This is a genomic window from Pseudomonas sp. LFS044 (genome assembly GCF_047978245.1).
Lineage (GTDB): Bacteria > Pseudomonadota > Gammaproteobacteria > Pseudomonadales > Pseudomonadaceae > Aquipseudomonas.
Map to the genome: position 1 here is coordinate 105,908 of NZ_JBFPFX010000018.1, position 16,414 is coordinate 122,321.

At 62.7% G+C, this 16,414-nt stretch carries 18 protein-coding genes; 9 read left to right on the forward strand and 9 right to left on the reverse strand.

Annotation, left to right across the window (positions count from 1 at the left end; translation table 11 throughout):
- Window positions 1-8 precede the first annotated feature (8 nt).
- The gene (locus tag ACNQPL_RS16820; protein ID WP_416467297.1) at window positions 9-2,060 is read left to right on the forward strand and encodes a TonB-dependent receptor family protein; all 2,052 of its coding nucleotides are present in this window, start codon (window positions 9-11) and stop codon (window positions 2,058-2,060) included.
- A gap of 29 nt (window positions 2,061-2,089) precedes the next feature.
- Here the strand turns inward: ACNQPL_RS16820 and ACNQPL_RS16825 are convergent, their stop codons facing one another.
- Window positions 2,090-3,154 (reverse strand): AI-2E family transporter, encoded by a 1,065-nt coding sequence (locus ACNQPL_RS16825; protein ID WP_346616128.1) that lies wholly within the window; start codon window positions 3,152-3,154, stop codon window positions 2,090-2,092.
- Between the two features lie 130 nt (window positions 3,155-3,284).
- Between ACNQPL_RS16825 and yegQ the strand changes: the two genes are divergently transcribed.
- From yegQ to ACNQPL_RS16845, 4 genes are all read left to right on the forward strand, one after another.
- The gene (gene yegQ, locus ACNQPL_RS16830) at window positions 3,285-4,619 is read left to right on the forward strand and encodes a tRNA 5-hydroxyuridine modification protein YegQ (RefSeq protein WP_416467298.1); all 1,335 of its coding nucleotides are present in this window, start codon (window positions 3,285-3,287) and stop codon (window positions 4,617-4,619) included.
- A gap of 214 nt (window positions 4,620-4,833) precedes the next feature.
- A complete protein-coding gene (locus tag ACNQPL_RS16835) occupies window positions 4,834-5,262 on the forward strand; it encodes a DUF411 domain-containing protein (protein WP_387532795.1) in 429 nt (142 codons plus the stop codon).
- A complete protein-coding gene (locus ACNQPL_RS16840) occupies window positions 5,262-5,699 on the forward strand; it encodes a YqaA family protein (RefSeq protein ID WP_416467299.1) in 438 nt (145 codons plus the stop codon). The genes ACNQPL_RS16835 and ACNQPL_RS16840 overlap by 1 nt, the downstream gene beginning before the upstream one ends.
- A 75-nt stretch (window positions 5,700-5,774) precedes the next feature.
- A complete protein-coding gene (locus ACNQPL_RS16845) occupies window positions 5,775-6,773 on the forward strand; it encodes an alpha/beta hydrolase (RefSeq protein WP_346616132.1) in 999 nt (332 codons plus the stop codon).
- A 70-nt stretch (window positions 6,774-6,843) separates the two neighbouring features.
- Here ACNQPL_RS16845 and ACNQPL_RS16850 read toward each other — a convergent pair whose 3' ends face one another.
- The 6 genes from ACNQPL_RS16850 to ACNQPL_RS16875 all read right to left on the reverse strand — a co-directional run bounded on the left by ACNQPL_RS16850 (window position 6,844) and on the right by ACNQPL_RS16875 (window position 12,293).
- Window positions 6,844-7,437 (reverse strand): DinB family protein, encoded by a 594-nt coding sequence (locus ACNQPL_RS16850; RefSeq protein WP_416467300.1) that lies wholly within the window; start codon window positions 7,435-7,437, stop codon window positions 6,844-6,846.
- 12 nt (window positions 7,438-7,449) lie between these two features.
- Entirely contained in the window at window positions 7,450-8,556 is a 1,107-nt protein-coding gene (gene zapE, locus ACNQPL_RS16855) for a cell division protein ZapE (RefSeq protein ID WP_416467301.1), read from the reverse strand.
- 40 nt (window positions 8,557-8,596) lie between these two features.
- Window positions 8,597-9,745 (reverse strand): PQQ-dependent sugar dehydrogenase, encoded by a 1,149-nt coding sequence (locus ACNQPL_RS16860; RefSeq protein WP_416467302.1) that lies wholly within the window; start codon window positions 9,743-9,745, stop codon window positions 8,597-8,599.
- A gap of 24 nt (window positions 9,746-9,769) precedes the next feature.
- Window positions 9,770-10,087: a hypothetical protein gene (locus ACNQPL_RS16865; RefSeq protein WP_346616136.1), complete on the reverse strand. Its 318-nt coding sequence runs from the start codon at window positions 10,085-10,087 to the stop codon at window positions 9,770-9,772.
- A gap of 135 nt (window positions 10,088-10,222) precedes the next feature.
- On the reverse strand, window positions 10,223-11,188 hold the full coding sequence (gene speB, locus ACNQPL_RS16870; RefSeq protein WP_416467303.1) for an agmatinase: 966 nt from the start codon (window positions 11,186-11,188) through the stop codon (window positions 10,223-10,225).
- Window positions 11,189-11,213: 25 nt separating this feature from the next.
- A complete protein-coding gene (locus tag ACNQPL_RS16875) occupies window positions 11,214-12,293 on the reverse strand; it encodes an extracellular solute-binding protein (RefSeq protein WP_416467304.1) in 1,080 nt (359 codons plus the stop codon).
- Between the two features lie 102 nt (window positions 12,294-12,395).
- Between ACNQPL_RS16875 and ACNQPL_RS16880 the strand changes: the two genes are divergently transcribed.
- Window positions 12,396-13,286: a LysR family transcriptional regulator gene (locus tag ACNQPL_RS16880; RefSeq protein WP_416467305.1), complete on the forward strand. Its 891-nt coding sequence runs from the start codon at window positions 12,396-12,398 to the stop codon at window positions 13,284-13,286.
- 125 nt (window positions 13,287-13,411) lie between these two features.
- Complete coding sequence (locus ACNQPL_RS16885) at window positions 13,412-13,900, forward strand: LEA type 2 family protein (protein ID WP_416467306.1); 489 nt, start codon at window positions 13,412-13,414, stop codon at window positions 13,898-13,900.
- A 14-nt stretch (window positions 13,901-13,914) separates the two neighbouring features.
- On the opposite strand, the gene ACNQPL_RS16890 is transcribed toward ACNQPL_RS16885, so the two are convergent.
- On the reverse strand, window positions 13,915-14,178 hold the full coding sequence (locus ACNQPL_RS16890) for a hypothetical protein (protein ID WP_346616141.1): 264 nt from the start codon (window positions 14,176-14,178) through the stop codon (window positions 13,915-13,917).
- Window positions 14,179-14,309: 131 nt separating this feature from the next.
- Between ACNQPL_RS16890 and ACNQPL_RS16895 the strand changes: the two genes are divergently transcribed.
- Window positions 14,310-14,630 (forward strand): DUF883 family protein, encoded by a 321-nt coding sequence (locus tag ACNQPL_RS16895; protein ID WP_346616142.1) that lies wholly within the window; start codon window positions 14,310-14,312, stop codon window positions 14,628-14,630.
- 32 nt (window positions 14,631-14,662) lie between these two features.
- Here the strand turns inward: ACNQPL_RS16895 and ACNQPL_RS16900 are convergent, their stop codons facing one another.
- Window positions 14,663-15,280 carry a tRNA-(ms[2]io[6]A)-hydroxylase gene (locus tag ACNQPL_RS16900; protein WP_346616143.1) on the reverse strand — a complete coding sequence of 206 codons (618 nt, stop codon included), beginning with the start codon at window positions 15,278-15,280 and terminating at the stop codon, window positions 14,663-14,665.
- Window positions 15,281-15,433: 153 nt separating this feature from the next.
- Here ACNQPL_RS16900 and ACNQPL_RS16905 point away from each other — a divergent pair, with 153 nt between their 5' ends.
- Window positions 15,434-16,297 carry a universal stress protein gene (locus ACNQPL_RS16905; protein WP_416467307.1) on the forward strand — a complete coding sequence of 288 codons (864 nt, stop codon included), beginning with the start codon at window positions 15,434-15,436 and terminating at the stop codon, window positions 16,295-16,297.
- The last annotated feature ends 117 nt before the right edge of the window (window positions 16,298-16,414 follow it).

Below are 16,414 nucleotides of genomic sequence, written 5' to 3' on the forward strand. Positions count from 1 at the left end.
CCCTTGTCATGCGCCCTACCCTCCCCTTTTCCCTGCTGGCCCTGATGATCACCAGCGCAGCCCAGGCCACCGGCCGCGTCGAACTCGACCAGGTATTGATCGAAGGCCAGCAACAGACCGAACTGGAAGACGCCGCCGAACGGCTGCGGGAAGTCCCCGGCGCCAGCAATCTGGTGGACATGAACCGGGTGGGGCAAGGCCGGGTTGCCAGCAACCAGGATGTGCTCGCCTATCAGCCTGGTGTTTTCGCCCAGTCGGCAGGCAACGATGGCATCAAGCTGTCGATCCGCGGCTCGGGCATCAACCGGGCGCCTGGCGCTCACGGCTCCGGGGTGTACACGATGTTCGACGGCCTGCCGCTGACCGGCCCGGGCGGTACGCCCTACGAGCTGTTCGAACCGCTATGGTTGAGCCGCGCCGAAGTGCTGCGCGGGGCCAACGGCTTCGATCAGGGCGCCCTGGCGCTTGGCGGTGCCATCAACTATGTCACCCATACCGGCTACGATGCCGCGCCGTTGCAGGTGCGTTACGAGGTCGGCAGCCGGGGCTACCAGCACCGGCATATCAGCTCTGGCCAGGTATTGGGTAACCTCGATTATTACGTGGCCCTGACCGACTCCGAATACGACGGCTATCAGCACCACAGCAGTGGCAGCGCCAAGGGCATCGCGGCGAATGTCGGCTACCGTTTCAACCCGAACCTGGAAACCCGCTTCTACTTGCGCTACCGGGAAACCGAGAACGACCTGGCCGGGCGCCTGACCAAGGACCAGATCAAGCACGACCCGCGTGCTGCCAACGCGGCCTACCTGGCGCGCGACGACAGCCGGCCACAACCGGGCAGTACCTGGGTGGCCAACAAGACCACCTTCTACCTCGAGGACGATGCCCGCCTGGAAGCCGGGCTGGTGTATCACGACTTCCCGATGGACCTGCGCGAAGGCCCGATGCGCTTGAAGGTTGCCTACACCGATGTCAGTGGCACGCTGAATTACTCGCGCCGCGACACCCTGCTCGGGCACGAGAGCAAGACCACCTTCGGCTGGCGCACCACCAAGCACCTGCCCAACAGTGGTGCCTCGCAGTTTGCGCGTACCAGCGGCGACAACTTCGGGGCGCGCAGCCGCGACTTCAGCTACCAGGGGTCGGACACCGTGCTGCATGTGGGCAACGACCTGGAGCTGGTCCCGGACCTGTGGCTGACAACCGGCCTGGCGATGATCTACACCCGCCGAGAAAGCGACGTCACCTACCCCGCCACGGGCGGCAAGGTCAGCCAGCACGACTGGGACTACGCGCCACGCCTGGGCCTGCGTTATGACTTCAGCCCGCAACTGCAGGTGTATGGCAACCTGAGCCGGTCCGTCGAGCCGCCACACCCGTGGTCGCTGATCTGGAGCTCCACGGTCGCCACGCAGCCGATCGAGATGCAAAACCAGACCGCCACCACGCTGGAACTGGGCGCACGCGGCGATTCGGTGCTGGGGCGATGGGACCTGGCCTGGTACTACTCGCAGGTACGCCACGAACTGTTGGCCGTGGAAATCGTGCAAGGCCAACCGGCCAAGGAGTTCAATGCCAGCGCTACCGTGCACCAGGGTGTTGAAGCCGGGCTGGACAGCACGCTGTGGGAGCGCCCCGGCACAGGCAAGCTGAGCCTGCGCCAGGCCTATACCTTCAGTGACTTCCACTACCGCGACGATGACACGTTTGGCGACAACCGCTTGCCAGGCATCCCGATGCACTATTACCAGGCCGAACTGCGCTACGACTGGCCAAGCGGCTTGTACGCCGGGGTCAACACGCAGATGGCCTCCAAGGTGCAGGTGGACTACGCCAACAGTTACCATGCCGACGCCTATGCGCTGCTGGGCGCACGGCTGGGCTGGGACTCGCCGAAGCAGGACTGGCAGACATGGCTGGACCTGCGCAACCTGACCAACAAACGCTATGCCGCGACGGTGACGCCGGGGTACAACGATGCCGGTCAGGACATTGCCCGCTCGACACCCGGTGAAGGGTTTGGGGTGTACGCCGGGGTGTCGTACAGCTTCCGTTAGTCAAATGCCCAGGGGCCGCCTCGCAGCCCCTACTGCGGCAATTGCACCTGCGGCTTGGTCGCTGCGAAAATCCCCCAGCTCGAGATGAACAACGCAGCGATCAGCGGCCCGATCACAAAGCCGTTGAGCCCGAACACCGCTAGCCCACCCAGGGTGGAGACCAGGATCAGGTAATCGGGCATCCGCGTATCCTTGCCCACCAGGATCGGCCGCAGCACGTTGTCCACCAGGCCGATCACCAGCACGCCAAAGGCGGTCAGAATCGCCCCCTGGAGGATCGCCCCGGTCAGCAGGAAGTAAGCCGCCACCGGCGCCCAGATGATTCCGGCACCTACCGCAGGCAGCAGCGACAGGAAGGCCATCAGTACCGCCCAGACCAGCGCGCTGGGAATGTCCAGCACCCAGAAGATGAAACCACCCAGCGCGCCCTGGGTAATCGCCACCAGCACATTGCCTTTGACCGTTGCCCGCACCACGCGGTTGAACTTCAGCTGCAGCCGGCGCTTCTGGTGTTCCGGCAGTGGTATGGCAAGGCGTACCCGGCGCGCCACTTCCGCCCCCTCGCGCAGAAAGAAGAACAGCAGGTAGAGCATGATGCCGAAGCTCACCAGAAACTCGAAGGTACCCTGGCCAAAACTGAACGCCTGGCTGGCCAGCACCTGGCTACCCTGGGTTGCCCACTTGGTGATCTTGTCACGCAGCCCGTCGAGGTTGCCCACGCCCATGCTGTCCAGCCCGTGCTGGACGAATGGAGGCAGCATGTTCATGCCGCGCTCGACATAGCCGGCGATGTCCAGTTGCCCGCTCTCGATACGCTGGTACAGCGTGGCGCCTTCCTGCACCAGCAGCGCACTGGTGATGATCACCGGCAAGATCGCCACCAGCAGGCACACCAGCAAGGTGGCGGCGGCCGCCACGTTGCGCCGCCGGCCAAAACGCATGAGCAGATTGCGCTGCAACGGCGCGAACAGGATGCCAAGAATCACCGCCCAGAAGATGGCGCCATAGTACGGCAACAGGATCCAGCCGAAGGCGATGGTCACCAGCGCCAGCAGCACTGCCAGGGCCTTGTTCTGCAAAGCGGTTTGGTTCATGGATTTTCCTCAAGTGTCCTGAACGTTAGTGCACGGCGTATTCATAAAAGTGCCGTCGCTCCGTTGATTCAAATCAATATGCCCTGGGCGGCCAGGCCCTAGCATCCGCGCTTTTTGCACCGGTGCGCACATGAAGCTACCCGCCAAGCCCGAATTGCTGGCCCCTGCCGGCACCCTCAAGACCATGCGTTACGCATTCGCTTATGGTGCCGACGCGGTCTATGCCGGCCAGCCGCGCTACAGCCTGCGGGTGCGCAACAACGAATTCGACCATGCCAACCTGGCATTGGGCATCGAGGAGGCGCATGCCCTGGGCAAGCGCTTCTACGTGGTGGTCAACATCGCGCCGCACAATGCCAAGCTCAAGACCTTCCTCAAGGACCTGGCCCCCATCATTGCGATGGCGCCCGATGCGCTGATCATGTCCGACCCCGGGCTGATCATGCTGGTGCGCCAGCACTTCCCGCACATGCCCGTGCACCTGTCAGTGCAGGCCAACACGGTCAATTGGGCCAGCGTGCGGTTCTGGCAGCAATTGGGCCTGAGCCGGGTGATCCTGTCCCGGGAGCTGTCACTGGACGAAATCGAGGAGATTCGCCAGCAGGTGCCCGGCATGGAGCTGGAAGTGTTTGTCCATGGAGCCCTGTGCATGGCCTATTCCGGCCGCTGCCTGCTGTCGGGCTACCTCAACAAGCGTGACGCCAACCAGGGCAGTTGCACCAACGCCTGCCGCTGGAAGTACCAAGCCACGCCGGCCACCGAGAACGCCACCGGCGACATCGTGCGCGAGGTCGAGCCGACCCTGGGGCTGGGCGCGCCGACCGGGCAGGTGTTCCTGCTGCACGAGAGCAACCGCCCCGGCACCGAGATGCCGGCGTTCGAGGATGAACACGGCACCTATATCATGAACGCCAAGGACCTGCGCGCCATCCAGCACGTCGAGCGCCTGGCCGCCATGGGCGTGCATTCTCTGAAAATCGAGGGCCGCACCAAGTCACACTTCTATTGCGCCCGCGCGGTGCAGGCGTACCGCAAGGCCATCGACGACGCGGCAGCCGGGCGCCCCTTCGACATGGCCCTGATGGACAACCTCGAGTCGCTGGCGCAACGCGGTTACACCGAAGGCTTCCTGCGCCGCCATGTGCACGACGAATACCAGAACTACCTGCGGGGCAACTCGATGTCCGAGCGCCAGCAGTTCGTCGGCGAACTGACCGGTGTACGGGTGGACGGCCGCGCCGAGGTCAAGGTGAAGAACCGCTTCGCCGTGGGCGATCATCTGGAGTTGATGACCCCACGTGGCAACTACCATTTCGACCTGCACCACCTGTACGGCCGCCAGCAGCAGGCGATCGACGTGGCGCCCGGCGACGGGCACGTGGTGTACCTGCCGATCCCCGAACAGGTATCGCTGGAACATGGCCTGCTGATGCGTGACCTGGGCCACGACGACTACGCCGCCTGACAAAGTTGTAATGTGCACCTCAGCTGGCTGACAGGCGTCGCAGGCGACGATCATGGCTGGCCGACAGTAGGGTCGGCCTGCGCCTGCGATTTAAAATATCCCGCGGCTTCGCCCCTATGTCGGGGTAAGCTTCCACCGCCTGCACGGTGACCGCGCCGACCAGGCCCGCCTGGTAGCAGGCGTGCATCTGCGTTTCTGAAGGAGTGCCTGGACGATGCTGCATAAACACCTGATCGCTTTCGGCCTGCTGGCCATCACCGGCCTGGCCCAGGCCGCCGAAACCATCGACGTGTACCGCGACCCTAACTGTGGTTGCTGCAAGGCCTGGATCAGCCACTTGCGCGACAACGGTTTCACCGTCAATGACCATGTCGAGCCGAACATGAGCGCCGTGAAGCAACGCCTGGGCGTGGCGCCGCGCCTTGCGTCGTGCCACACCGGGGTGATCGACGGCAAGTTCGTCGAAGGCCATGTGCCGGCCGAACAGGTGCGCCTGCTGGCCAAGCGCAGCGACCTCAAGGGCCTGGCCGTGCCAGGCATGCCGATGGGTTCGCCAGGCATGGAAATGGGTGACCACAAGGACGCCTATCAGGTTATCGGGGTGACTCAGGACGGCCAGGACACCGTGGTCGCCACTTACTGATGCTCAGCCTCTGGGCGCTGTTCCTCAGCGCCTTTGGCGCCGCCACGTTGCTGCCGCTGCAATCGGAGGCAGTGCTGGTTGGCCTGCTGCTAAAGCAACCGGACGCCTGGTTGACCTTGTTGCTGGTCGCTACCTTGGGCAACGTGCTGGGCTCGGTGGTCAATTGGTTGCTCGGGCGGGCCATCGAGCACTGGCGCGACAAACGCTGGTTCCCGTTCAGCGCCGGGCAGCTGGAACGCGCACAGCAGCGTTATCAGCGATGGGGGCAGTGGTCGCTGCTGCTGAGCTGGATGCCAGTAATCGGCGACCCGTTGACCTTGATTGCCGGGATCATGCGTGAGCCGTTCTGGCGTTTCATGTTGCTGGTAACCCTGGCCAAGGGCGGGCGCTACATCGTCGTGGCCATGATTACGCTGGGCTGGTTTCATGCCTGGTAACACCTTTAACGTTTAAGGTGCTTCACCGGCTGCTAAAGTCGCCCTTTCCTACATGGTCCTACATGGAGTGCCCCTATGCTGCGCGCAACCGCCCTGGCCCTGGCCTGCCTCGTCGGCGCCCCGGCCATCGCCGCCGAACCGCCCACCTACGGCAAACAGCTCGAAGGCTTCAGTTACCCTCACCCGCTCAAGCATTTCGACTTCCAGTCACAGGGCCAGCGCCTGCAGATGGGCTACATGGATGTGCCGGCCAAAGGCCAGGCCAATGGCCGCAGCGTGGTGCTGATGCACGGCAAGAACTTCTGCGCCGCCACCTGGGAAACCACGATCGACGCGCTGAGCGAGGCTGGCTACCGGGTCATCGCCCCAGACCAGGTCGGCTTCTGCACATCGAGCAAGCCGGACTACTACCAGTACAGTTTCCAGCAGCTGGCCGACAACACCCATGCCCTGCTGGACCAACTGGGCATCAAGCGGGCGGTTATCCTTGGCCATTCCACCGGCGGCATGCTGGCTACCCGCTACGCGCTGATGTACCCCCAGCAGGTCGAGCGCCTGGCGATGGTCAACCCCATCGGCCTGGAAGACTGGAAGGCTCTGGGCGTACCGTACCGCACGGTGGACCAATGGTATGCCCGCGAACTCAAGCTCGATGCCGAGGGCGTACGCGAGTACGAGCGCAAGACGTACTACGCGGGGCGCTGGAAGCCTGAATACGAGCGCTGGGTGCAGATGCTGGTAGGGCTGAACAAAGGCCCAGGGCACGAAGCGGTGGCGTGGAACTCGGCGTTGATCTACGACATGATCTTCACCCAGCCGGTGTACCACGAGTTCAAGGATTTGAAGATGCCGACCTTGCTGATGATCGGCGATCAGGACACAACCGCTATTGGCAGTGATATTGCCCCGCCGGAGGTGAAGGCGCGGTTGGGTCACTACAAGGATTTGGGGCCCCAGGTGGCCAAGCTGATTGCGCAGGGTGAGCTGGTGACGTTCGAGGGCATGGGGCATGCGCCGCAGATCGAAGAGCCACGGCGCTTCAACAAGACGCTGATCGAGTGGCTGGGGCAGTAACGTCGTCTGGGGGCGCTTTGCGCCCCATTCGCGAAACAAGGCCGCCCCCACAGTGATTACGCCGTTTGTGTCAGCGCGGCCCCTGCTGCTTCCAGACTTGCCCTTCGGTCCAGCCCAACTCGGCAAAGTCCCCTACCCGCAACACGGCTTCCTCCTCGCAGAAAAACTCATCCAGCTGTGGTGGCCGCACCGCCGTGCCGCTGAGCATCGCATGCACCTGGCCACGGTGATGAACCTGGTGCTCGAACAGGTGCGCAAGAAGGCGTACACGTTGTTCGCGCTGCACGCGGTCGGGCCGCACGATGCTCACGTAGCGGGCCAACTGGTCGTCATGCAGCGCGCTGCAGTAGGTGATCAGCCGCCGGTCGGCCTGGACCTGCTGGGCATGCAGGTCGGTACACGTGGCAAACGGTTGTTCCGGGTCGAAGAACCGCTCGCCATCAGGCTCAGGCGCCTCGCCACGCTGCTCGCACTCGAGCATGTGCAAGTAGAACCAGTCCACCGTCAGCAAATGGTTGAGGGTGGCCTTGATCGACGGGAAGAAGCTGCAACGCGGGGCGACGAACTCGTCCTGGGTCAGTTGCAGGCACGCCTTGTACAGGCGGTGATTGGCCCAGCCATTGTTGTAGGCCTGGGTCAGCAGATGGTGTGACAGCGGCTCCATGGGGCAACTCCTTCAAGCGAAGCGTTGCAGTTGCATCTCCCGTAGCCGGCTCAGGGTCCGTTGGTACGGGAACGCCAGATACCCTTGAGTGTAGAGCGCTTCGAGCGGTACCTGCGCTTCCAGGTACAACGCGACCTTGCGGTCATAGCATTCGTCGACCAGGGCAATGAAACGCCGCACGGCATCATCCTTGGGTGACAGCGCCGGCAGCTGGCGATCGCCCGCCTCCACGCGTGCAGCACCATCCTCGGTACCACGGGCAATTCGCCCCGCACGCTGCTGACCGCTCAATGCAGGTATGCCTTCGACCAGAATCGCCGGGAAACGGTCGCACAACGCCATGAATTCCATGGCGGCCAGTGGCTGCTCGCAAAGGTCGCTGAAACGGCACCAGAGCGCCTGCGGGCTGTGCCTGACCACTTGAATTTGCCGTGGGCCTATCGACAAGGGCTCTGCACTGCCCGGCTCAGCAGGGCTGAGCTGCGCGAACACCGCTGCAAGCGCCCCTGCCTTGCCCGCTTCAGCTACCCAATAGCGCTGGCAGGCGGCCCCAGGGTGAAGCCGGTGGTCCTGCTCACCGGCCACTGCAAGCACCTGCATATGCCGCTCGATGGCGCTGATGGCCGGCAGGAAACGCTCGCGGTTGAAACCGTCACGGTACAGCTGCTGCGGCGGCTGGTTGGAGGTGGCGACCACCACCACCCCATGATCGAACAGCACTTGGAACAAGCGGCCGAGGATGATCGCGTCGCCGATATCGCTGACGAACAACTCGTCGAAGCACAGCACGCGGATGTCCCCGGCCAGTTCGCGGGCCAGCGCTTGCAGCGGGTCGGCGGTGCCGTTGAGCTGGAACAGGCGCTGGTGCACCCAGGCCATGAAATGGTGGAAATGCTGGCGTCGGGCCGGGATGCTCAGGCAACGGTGGAACAGGTCCATAAGCCAGGTCTTGCCGCGGCCGACCGGGCCCCAAAGGTAGATGCCCTGGGCTGTACGCCCGCGCTCGATGGCCTCGAAGCAGGCTTGCAGGGCGCTGACGGCCTGGGCTTGAGCCGGGTCGGGCGCGTAGCCTTGGTCAACCAGGGCCTTGTTGTACAGCGAGCTGGGATCGAGCGTCATGCGGCATTATCATCATCGGCCGTGTCGCCGGCAACGGGCTTCAACCGTCGCTCAGTCCAACTTTCAACAACAGGCCGTCCTTGTCATCGGTCAGCACATACAGGTAACCGTCCGGCCCAACCCGCACGTCACGAATACGCGCCTTCAGGTCACCCAGCAGGCGCTCTTCATGGACGATCTTGTCCCCCTCGAGCTGCAGCCGAATCAACTCCTGAGTGGCCAGTGCACCTATGAACAGGTTGTGATCCCACGCTTTGAACGTCGGGCTGTCATAGAAGGCCATGCCGCTGATGCCAGGCGATTTTTCCCAAACATGGTGCGGGTCGACCATGCCGTCGACGTGTTCGCCCTTGGCTTCGGGGATCGGCAGCAGCGAATAGTTGATGCCGTGCGTGGCGATCGGCCAACCGTAGTTCTTGCCCGCTTGCGGAATGTTGATCTCATCACCGCCACGTGGGCCATGTTCGTGGGTCCACAGCTTGCCGGTCCAGGGGTTGAGCGCGGCGCCTTGCTGATTGCGGTGGCCGAAGGACCAGATTTCCGGTCGTACGTTGTTTTTGCCAACGAAGGGGTTGTCCTTGGGCACTTCGCCATCAGGCAGAATACGCACGATCTTGCCTTGCAGTTTGTCCAGGTCCTGGGCGGTTGGGCGCTGGTTGTTCTCGCCCAGGGCGATGAACAGGTAACCGTTACGGTCGAACACCAGCCGCGAGCCGAAATGGTTGCCGACCGACAGCTTGGGCTGCTGGCGGAAAATCACGTTGAAGTTCTCCAGGCGGGCGCGGTCCTCGGACAATTGCCCACGGCCGACTGCAGTGCCAGCCTTGCCATCGTTGCCCGCTTCGGCATAAGAAAGGTACAGGGTGCGGTCCTTGGCGAACTCAGGTGACAACACCACGTCGAGCAGCCCGCCCTGACCTTCTGCCCAGACCTTGGGCACACCGTTGATAGGTGGCCCCACCTTGCCTTCGGCATTGACCAGGCGCAGGTTGCCGGGGCGTTCGGTGACCAGCATGTCCTTGCCACCCGGCAGGAATGCCAGCGCCCACGGGTTGCGCAGGCCATCAGCCACGGTGCTGACAGTGATCTGCCCTTCCTCGGTCGGGAACTGCTGCTCGGCGGCAGCGTGCGCAAGCAATGGCAGCAGTGCGGCAGCAGCCAGCGTGGTCAGCTTGGTGGCTCTGATCATTGATGATTCCTTTCGATGAGGGGCTCAAGGCGCACGTTGGGTGTCGCGCGGTGGCCGGGTGGGTTCCAGATTGGGGGCCTGCTGCTGGCGGCGCAGATTGTCACCGTTGCCGATGCCGCGGTTGTCCAGGGACGGTGTGCGCTGAATAGGAGCGGTCGAAGGGCCACGCACCGGCGGTGTGGCCTGCACGCTGCCCTGGCGACTGTTGGGGTTGGCGCGCTGGATCGGGCTGTTGTAGGGGTTGTTGTTGCTGGCGGCCAGCTGCAGCGGTTGCACGGGCGCCGCGTGTGCGGGCAAGCACAGCAACAGGCCGATGGCCAGAGTTGGAAATGTCAGATTCATGCTTCACCTCATGTACGAAAAGGCGCGCCTCATGCGTTGGATAGCCTAAGGCGCTAGGGGTTCGCGGCAAAAGTGTGAATGCGATTCCTGATGTTTCAGTATGAACCTGCGGGAGCAGCCATGCGGCCCCACTGATCAGCCAGGGACATCGACCTTGTGCCGCGCCGCATACAGGCACAGCATCTCCATGGCCAGGGTCGCGCCGGCCAGCGCCGTGATATCGGCATGGTCATAAGCCGGTGCCACCTCGACCAGGTCCATGCCTACCAGGTTGATACCGCGCAAGCCGCCGAGTATCTCCAGCGCCTGGACCGTGCTCAGCCCGCCGCACACAGGCGTGCCGGTGCCTGGCGCATAGGCGGGGTCGAGGCAGTCGATGTCGAAGGTCAGGTACACCGGCCGCTCGCCGACCCGCTGGCGGATCGACGCGATCACCGCCTCTGTGCCTTGGCGGTGCACCTGTCGGGCATCGACAACGGCGAAACCCTGGGTGTCGTCATTGGTGGTGCGCAGCCCGATCTGCACAGAGCAGGACGGGTCCACCAGGCCCTCGCGGGCGGCGTGCCAGAACATGGTGCCATGGTCGATGCGCTGGCCCTCCTCGTCCGGCCAGGTGTCGCTGTGGGCATCGAAATGGATCAGTGCCAGTGGCCCATGACGCCGGGCATGGGCCTTGAGCAGCGGATAACTGATGAAGTGGTCGCCGCCGAGGGTGAGCATGGCGCAGCCCGCCTCGAGCACGTGCGTGGCGTGGGCCTCGATACTGTCCGGTACCGATTGCGGGGTGCCACTGTCGAACGCGCAATCGCCGTAGTCGATGACGGCCAGATGGTCGAACGGGTCGAACGTCCATGGCCAGTGGCGCGCCCAGGCCTGCTGCACCGAGGCGGCGCGGAGCGCACGTGGCCCGAAACGGGCGCCAGGGCGATTGCTGGTAGCGGTGTCGAACGGCACACCGCTGACCACCACATCCACCCCGCGCAGGTCGCGGCTATAGCGGCGGCGGGCGAAACTGGTGATACCGGCATAGGTACTTTCTGCAGCGGTGCCATACAGGCTGTCGCGGGTCATCGCTTGATCGTTGCTCAGGGCTTGCTCCACGGTCGGGCTCCTTTGTCGTTATGGGTCACTGCCGAGTACGGAATGCCGTCCACAGGCGGTTGCGCTGGCGCAGGTCGGACAGCGCCATGCTGCGGTCGGCAAACAGGCGCTCACGCACCGCGGCCGGGGGGTAGATATCCGGGTCATTGCGCACGGCCTCGTCGACCAAGGGCGTTGCTGCCTGGTTGGCGTTGGCAAAGAACAGCGTATTGGTCAGCGCGGCAACCGATTCGGGCTTGAGCATGAACGCGATGAACGCGCGGGCCGCCTCTGGGTGCGGGGCGTCCTTGGGAATGACCAGGTTGTCCTGCCAGAGCAGCGTCCCTTCACGGGGGATGCGGTAGATCAGCTCGAACGGCTTACCCGCGCGACGGGCCTGATCGGCGGCCATGGCTGCGTCGCCGTTGTAGGTCAACGCCAGGCATACGCTGCCGTTGGCCAGGTCGTTGATCTGCCGGCCGTTGGCGACGTAGCTGATCGAAGGCTGCAACTGGTTCAGCAGGTTCTGCGCTGCGGCAAGGTCGGCCTTGTCCTGGCTGTACGGGTCCTTGCCCAGGTAGTTCAAGGCCACGCCAATTACCTCCTGCGGCGAGTCGGGCATGGCGATGCCGCACGCCTTTAGCCGGCTGGCATACTCGGGCTTGAACAGCAGGTCCAGGCTGTCCAGCGGTACATCACCCAGGCGTTGGCGCACAGCCTCGACATTGACCCCCAGGCCCAACGTGCCCCAGGTGTAAGGCACCGCAAAGCGGTTGCCGGGGTCGGTTTCTGCCAGTTTGGCCAGCAGGTCCTTATCGAGGTTGGCGTAGCCAGGCATGGCCTGCGCATCCAGCGGCTGCAGGGCACTGGCCTTTAGCGCCCGCGCCAACACAGTGGCCGAGGGCACCACAACGTCGTAGCCACTGCCACCGGTCAACAGCTTGGTTTCGAGGACTTCGGTGGTGTCGAACGTGTCGTAGCGCACCTTGTAGCCGGTTTCCTGCTCGAAGCGCTGCAAGGTTTGCGGGGCGACGTAATCCGCCCAGCTGTAGAGGTTGACGACCTTTTCTTCGGCCTGCAGGGGCAAGGCCAGAATCAGGGGTAGCAGACACAACATTCGACGCATGACGGACACCTCGGCTAATGGGTGGATGCCGCCAGCATGCCATCCGGGTTACATTGCAAGAATGGCAAGTTTGCAAAGCTGACATTCATCGGGAGCAATGTGATGCTCGGACAACTGCACGACCCTGACCTGCATCTGTTGCGGCTGTTCGTCACTGTAGTCGAGGCCGGCGGCTTCAGCGCCGCCCAAGGGGTTTCGGGCTTGAGCCAGCCCACCATCAGCCAGCGCATGGCGCAACTGGAGGCGCGACTGGGGTATCGCCTGTGCAGCCGTGGCAAGCGCGGCTTTCACCTCACCGAAAAAGGCCTGCTGCTACTAGAGGCCGCTCGCGGCTTGCTGTTGAGCATCGAACAGTTTCGTCAGCAGGCCAATGGTGTGGCTGGGCGTTTGCTGGGGACGGTGCGGGTGGGCATGGCGGAGAACCAGGACGCAACTGTCAGCCTGCAGCTAGCGTCTGCCATTAACCGCTTTCGCGAGCGCGAGGAATCGGTGCAGTTGGAACTGATCAGCGCACCACCGGCGGAGCTTGAGCGGCTACTGCTGGAGCAGCGCCTGGACTACGCCATTAGTTATTTCTCCGGTAACCAGGCAGCGTTCGACTACCAGCCATTGTTCGAGGAGCGGCAGCGATTGTACTGCGGCAAGGAGCACCCGTTGTTTGGCACGCTGCACGTGACGCGGGAACAGTTGCTGGAAGCGGACCAGGTACGGCATCCCTATCGTTTTCTCAAAGGTGGCGAGCCGTTTCAGAGCCGGCGCAGCATGGCGGTAGCCGAGCAGATAGAGAGTGTGCTGACGTTCATCCTGTCGGGGCGGCATATCGGTTATCTGCCGTGCCATTGTGCTGCAAGCTGGGAGCGCCAAGGGTTGTTGCGGGCACTGGACCCCACGTTGGATTTCGTAGTGCCGTTTACCTTGGCCAGGCATCGGGCGCAAGCGCCTGGGGAAGCTCAGCTAGCGTTTGCGCAAGACCTCTTGGCGGTGTTTGGCTGATTGCCGTCAGTTGTCCGTAGCTTGCGGCGATGGGTTGCTTACGCCGCGGGACAGCCCTGCCACTTTCAACGCTGCCGTGCATTTGCCACACTGCAGGTCAGACTCTGTTGGTAAGGTCCATTGCAATGACTGCCCGTTTACAACGCTGCGCCCGCCTGTTGATCGTCACCTTGATGGCCATTGGGCTCAATGCCTGTGCGCTGTTTCAGCCGCGCGACCCGCTCAATATCAGCGTGATCGGCATCGAACCGCTTGCCGGCCAGGAACTGGAAATGCGCATGGCGGTGAAGATGCGCGTGCAGAACCCCAACGAGGCAACAGTCGACTACAAAGGCATAGCGTTGAATCTGGAGGTGAACGGCCAACCGCTGGCCTCTGGGGTAAGTGACCAGCAGGGCCATATCGGCCGCTATGGCGAAGCGGTGGTGGTGGTGCCGGTAAGCATCACAGCATTCGCATTCCTGCGCCAGGCCTATGGTTTGAGCACGCTTGAATCGCTGCAGGGCATGCCCTACGTACTGCGCGGCAAACTGGCCGGCGGGCCGTTGGGCACCGTGCGCTTCACTGATGAGGGCAAGCTCGACCTGCCCAAAGGCGGCAGCCTGAACTGGTGAGCGGTTAAATTGCTTCAGCGGCTGGAGCTGGCGGCGGCCATCATCTTGTTGACCTCGCTGCGCACCATGCCGGCGTATTCAGGCGGCGACATACCTTCCAGCTCGGCACGCACCCACTCGGCCCACTTGCCCTTGCGACGTGGTTTTTCCGAGATCAGCCGCGCAGCATCAGCCTTGGCCTTGCCCAGGTTGTTCTGCCACATTTCGAAAAGCCGGGCCTTTTCCGCCTCGATCTGTGCCCGTTCCTCGAAGCTCCTGTTGGCCAGATTGAAACTCATGAACCTACCTGCCTGCCTGCTTAAAATGGCCGCTATATTACACCGTGGCGCCGCTTCTTCGGTAAGCCATCGCAACTTTCCGGGCGCGCTGGCATCCATTGCTTAACCACCCCATCGACGAGGACGAGTTCATGGCCCGAAAAACTGCCGCACTGACCGACAGCGATCAAATCAAGGATCAGGTATTCAGTGAGCTGCAGGCATTGATCGAAGAGTCGGAGAAGCTGCTCAACGACAGCGCCTCCCTGGTCGGCGAAGAGGCCGACACACTGCGCGCCCAGGTCAGCCTGAAACTTCGCCAGGCACGTGAGGCCGCCGGCCAAGTACGCGCCAAAGCACAACCGGTGGTAGAAGCCACCCATGACTATATCGGCGGCCACCCGTGGCAGACCGTTGCGATTTCTGCGGGCTTTGGCCTGGTGATAGGGCTGCTGCTGGGACGTCGCTCCTGATAGCTGGTCCGCGTGGTGCCGCCTGCTGCAAATCAGGCGGCCTGCGCCATTGGGATACCGCTGTGAAACCGTAGTTCCTGGTCTGGAGACTGAATCAACTCAGCTTCAGCTTCGCGCACCAACAGCACGCGCTTGGCGATATCCCCTTCCTCCCCATACTGATGCGCAAGCTTCAGATAGCCTTGGTAATGGCGCGCCTCGCTTTTAAGCAAGCCGTGGTAGAACCTGCCGAGTTCTTCATCCAGGTGTGGTACCAACGCAGCAAAGCGCTCGCAGCTGCGTGCTTCGATGAATGCCCCCACCACTAGTGTGTCCACCAGCTTGACCGGTTCATGGGCACGCACCAGGCGGCGCAACCCGGATGCGTAGCGCCCTGCCGACACCGGCCGCAATGGCACACCACGGCGTTTCATCAGGCGCAGCACCTGCTCATGGTGCACCAGCTCTTCACGGGCGAGGCGCGACATCATGTTGATCAGGTCAAGATGGGTGTTGTACTTGGCCATAAGGCTCAATGCCGTACTGGCGGCCTTGAACTCGCAATTCTTGTGGTCGATCAGCAAGGTTTCCTGGTCGGCGAGCGCCGCTTCGATCCAGGCGTCTGGAGTAGGACAGCCGAGGAAGGCGTCAATTTCGGGGATCAGGGACATAGATGTGCAACCACACAGAACAGACGGGACCGGCGATTATACCGGCGGCGATGGGGAGCGCCAGTGACTATGCTTGATGTACATCAAGCGCCGGCACGAGGGGCGCCGACTATAGTCAGGCATTGGCCACCATCATGAAGGGAGTTCACGCCCATGCAAGCTGTTCGTAGCATTCTCGTCGTCCTCGACCCTGATCATGCCCACAGCCGCGCGTTGACCCGGGCCAAGCTGATTGCAGGGGTGACCGGTGCACGGCTGCATTTGCTGATGTGCGACAAGAGACACGACCATAGTGCATTACTCAGCCTGTTGAGCAGCCAATTGCACGATGACGGGTATGACGACGTCAGCCATGAACAGGCCTGGCATGACACCTTGCACGAATCGATCATCAATGTGCAGCAGGCTGAAGGTTGCGAGTTGGTGATCAAGGAGCACCGGCCGGACAATCCTCTGAAAAAGGCACTGCTTACACCCAGCGACTGGAAGCTGCTGCGCCTCTGCCCTTGCGCGGTGTTGATGGTCAAGAGCGAACGCCCGTGGACAGGTGGCGTCGTACTTGCTGCCGTGGATGTCGGTAACCAGGATGACGATCATCGCAGACTGCATACGGCCATTGTTGATCACGGGTATGCGATTGCAGGCCTGGCCAAAGGCCAACTACATGTCATCAGTGCCCATCCCTCACCTATGTTGTCGGCGTCGGACCCTGTGTATCAACTCAGCGAGACCATCGACCAACGTTATCGGGAAGCGTGTCGTGCGTTCCAGGCGGAATATGACATCAGCGAAGAGCGCTTGCATGTCGAAGAAGGGCCAGCCGATGTGCTGATTCCGCATTTCGAGAAAAAACTCGATGCGGTGGTCACCGTGATTGGTACCGTCGCACGTACCGGTATTTCCGGAGCATTGATTGGCAATACTTCCGAAGTGGTGCTGGATACGCTGCAAGGCGATGTGTTGGTGCTAAAGAGCGAAGAAGCCACCGCTCACCTGGCGGAGTTAGCCCGCAGTTGAACCCGGCCAGAAAAGACAAAACCCCTACCTGCTCGCGCAGATAGGGGTTTTGCGAAATGAATCTTGACGATGACCTACTCTCACATGGGGAAACCCCACACTACCATCGGCGATGCA

What these genes read in the sequence shown, in the direction of transcription:
- ACNQPL_RS16820 (WP_416467297.1), top strand. Translation starts at nt 9, where the DNA reads ATGCGCCCTACCCTCCCCTTTTCCCTGCTGGCCCTGATGATCACCAGC.
- ACNQPL_RS16825 (WP_346616128.1), bottom strand. Translation starts at nt 3,154, where the DNA reads ATGAACCAAACCGCTTTGCAGAACAAGGCCCTGGCAGTGCTGCTGGCG.
- yegQ (WP_416467298.1), top strand. Translation starts at nt 3,285, where the DNA reads ATGAAGCTACCCGCCAAGCCCGAATTGCTGGCCCCTGCCGGCACCCTC.
- ACNQPL_RS16835 (WP_387532795.1), top strand. Translation starts at nt 4,834, where the DNA reads ATGCTGCATAAACACCTGATCGCTTTCGGCCTGCTGGCCATCACCGGC.
- ACNQPL_RS16840 (WP_416467299.1), top strand. Translation starts at nt 5,262, where the DNA reads ATGCTCAGCCTCTGGGCGCTGTTCCTCAGCGCCTTTGGCGCCGCCACG.
- ACNQPL_RS16845 (WP_346616132.1), top strand. Translation starts at nt 5,775, where the DNA reads ATGCTGCGCGCAACCGCCCTGGCCCTGGCCTGCCTCGTCGGCGCCCCG.
- ACNQPL_RS16850 (WP_416467300.1), bottom strand. Translation starts at nt 7,437, where the DNA reads ATGGAGCCGCTGTCACACCATCTGCTGACCCAGGCCTACAACAATGGC.
- zapE (WP_416467301.1), bottom strand. Translation starts at nt 8,556, where the DNA reads ATGACGCTCGATCCCAGCTCGCTGTACAACAAGGCCCTGGTTGACCAA.
- ACNQPL_RS16860 (WP_416467302.1), bottom strand. Translation starts at nt 9,745, where the DNA reads ATGATCAGAGCCACCAAGCTGACCACGCTGGCTGCTGCCGCACTGCTG.
- ACNQPL_RS16865 (WP_346616136.1), bottom strand. Translation starts at nt 10,087, where the DNA reads ATGAATCTGACATTTCCAACTCTGGCCATCGGCCTGTTGCTGTGCTTG.
- ACNQPL_RS16875 (WP_416467304.1), bottom strand. Translation starts at nt 12,293, where the DNA reads ATGCGTCGAATGTTGTGTCTGCTACCCCTGATTCTGGCCTTGCCCCTG.
- ACNQPL_RS16880 (WP_416467305.1), top strand. Translation starts at nt 12,396, where the DNA reads ATGCTCGGACAACTGCACGACCCTGACCTGCATCTGTTGCGGCTGTTC.
- ACNQPL_RS16885 (WP_416467306.1), top strand. Translation starts at nt 13,412, where the DNA reads ATGACTGCCCGTTTACAACGCTGCGCCCGCCTGTTGATCGTCACCTTG.
- ACNQPL_RS16890 (WP_346616141.1), bottom strand. Translation starts at nt 14,178, where the DNA reads ATGAGTTTCAATCTGGCCAACAGGAGCTTCGAGGAACGGGCACAGATC.
- ACNQPL_RS16895 (WP_346616142.1), top strand. Translation starts at nt 14,310, where the DNA reads ATGGCCCGAAAAACTGCCGCACTGACCGACAGCGATCAAATCAAGGAT.
- ACNQPL_RS16900 (WP_346616143.1), bottom strand. Translation starts at nt 15,280, where the DNA reads ATGTCCCTGATCCCCGAAATTGACGCCTTCCTCGGCTGTCCTACTCCA.
- ACNQPL_RS16905 (WP_416467307.1), top strand. Translation starts at nt 15,434, where the DNA reads ATGCAAGCTGTTCGTAGCATTCTCGTCGTCCTCGACCCTGATCATGCC.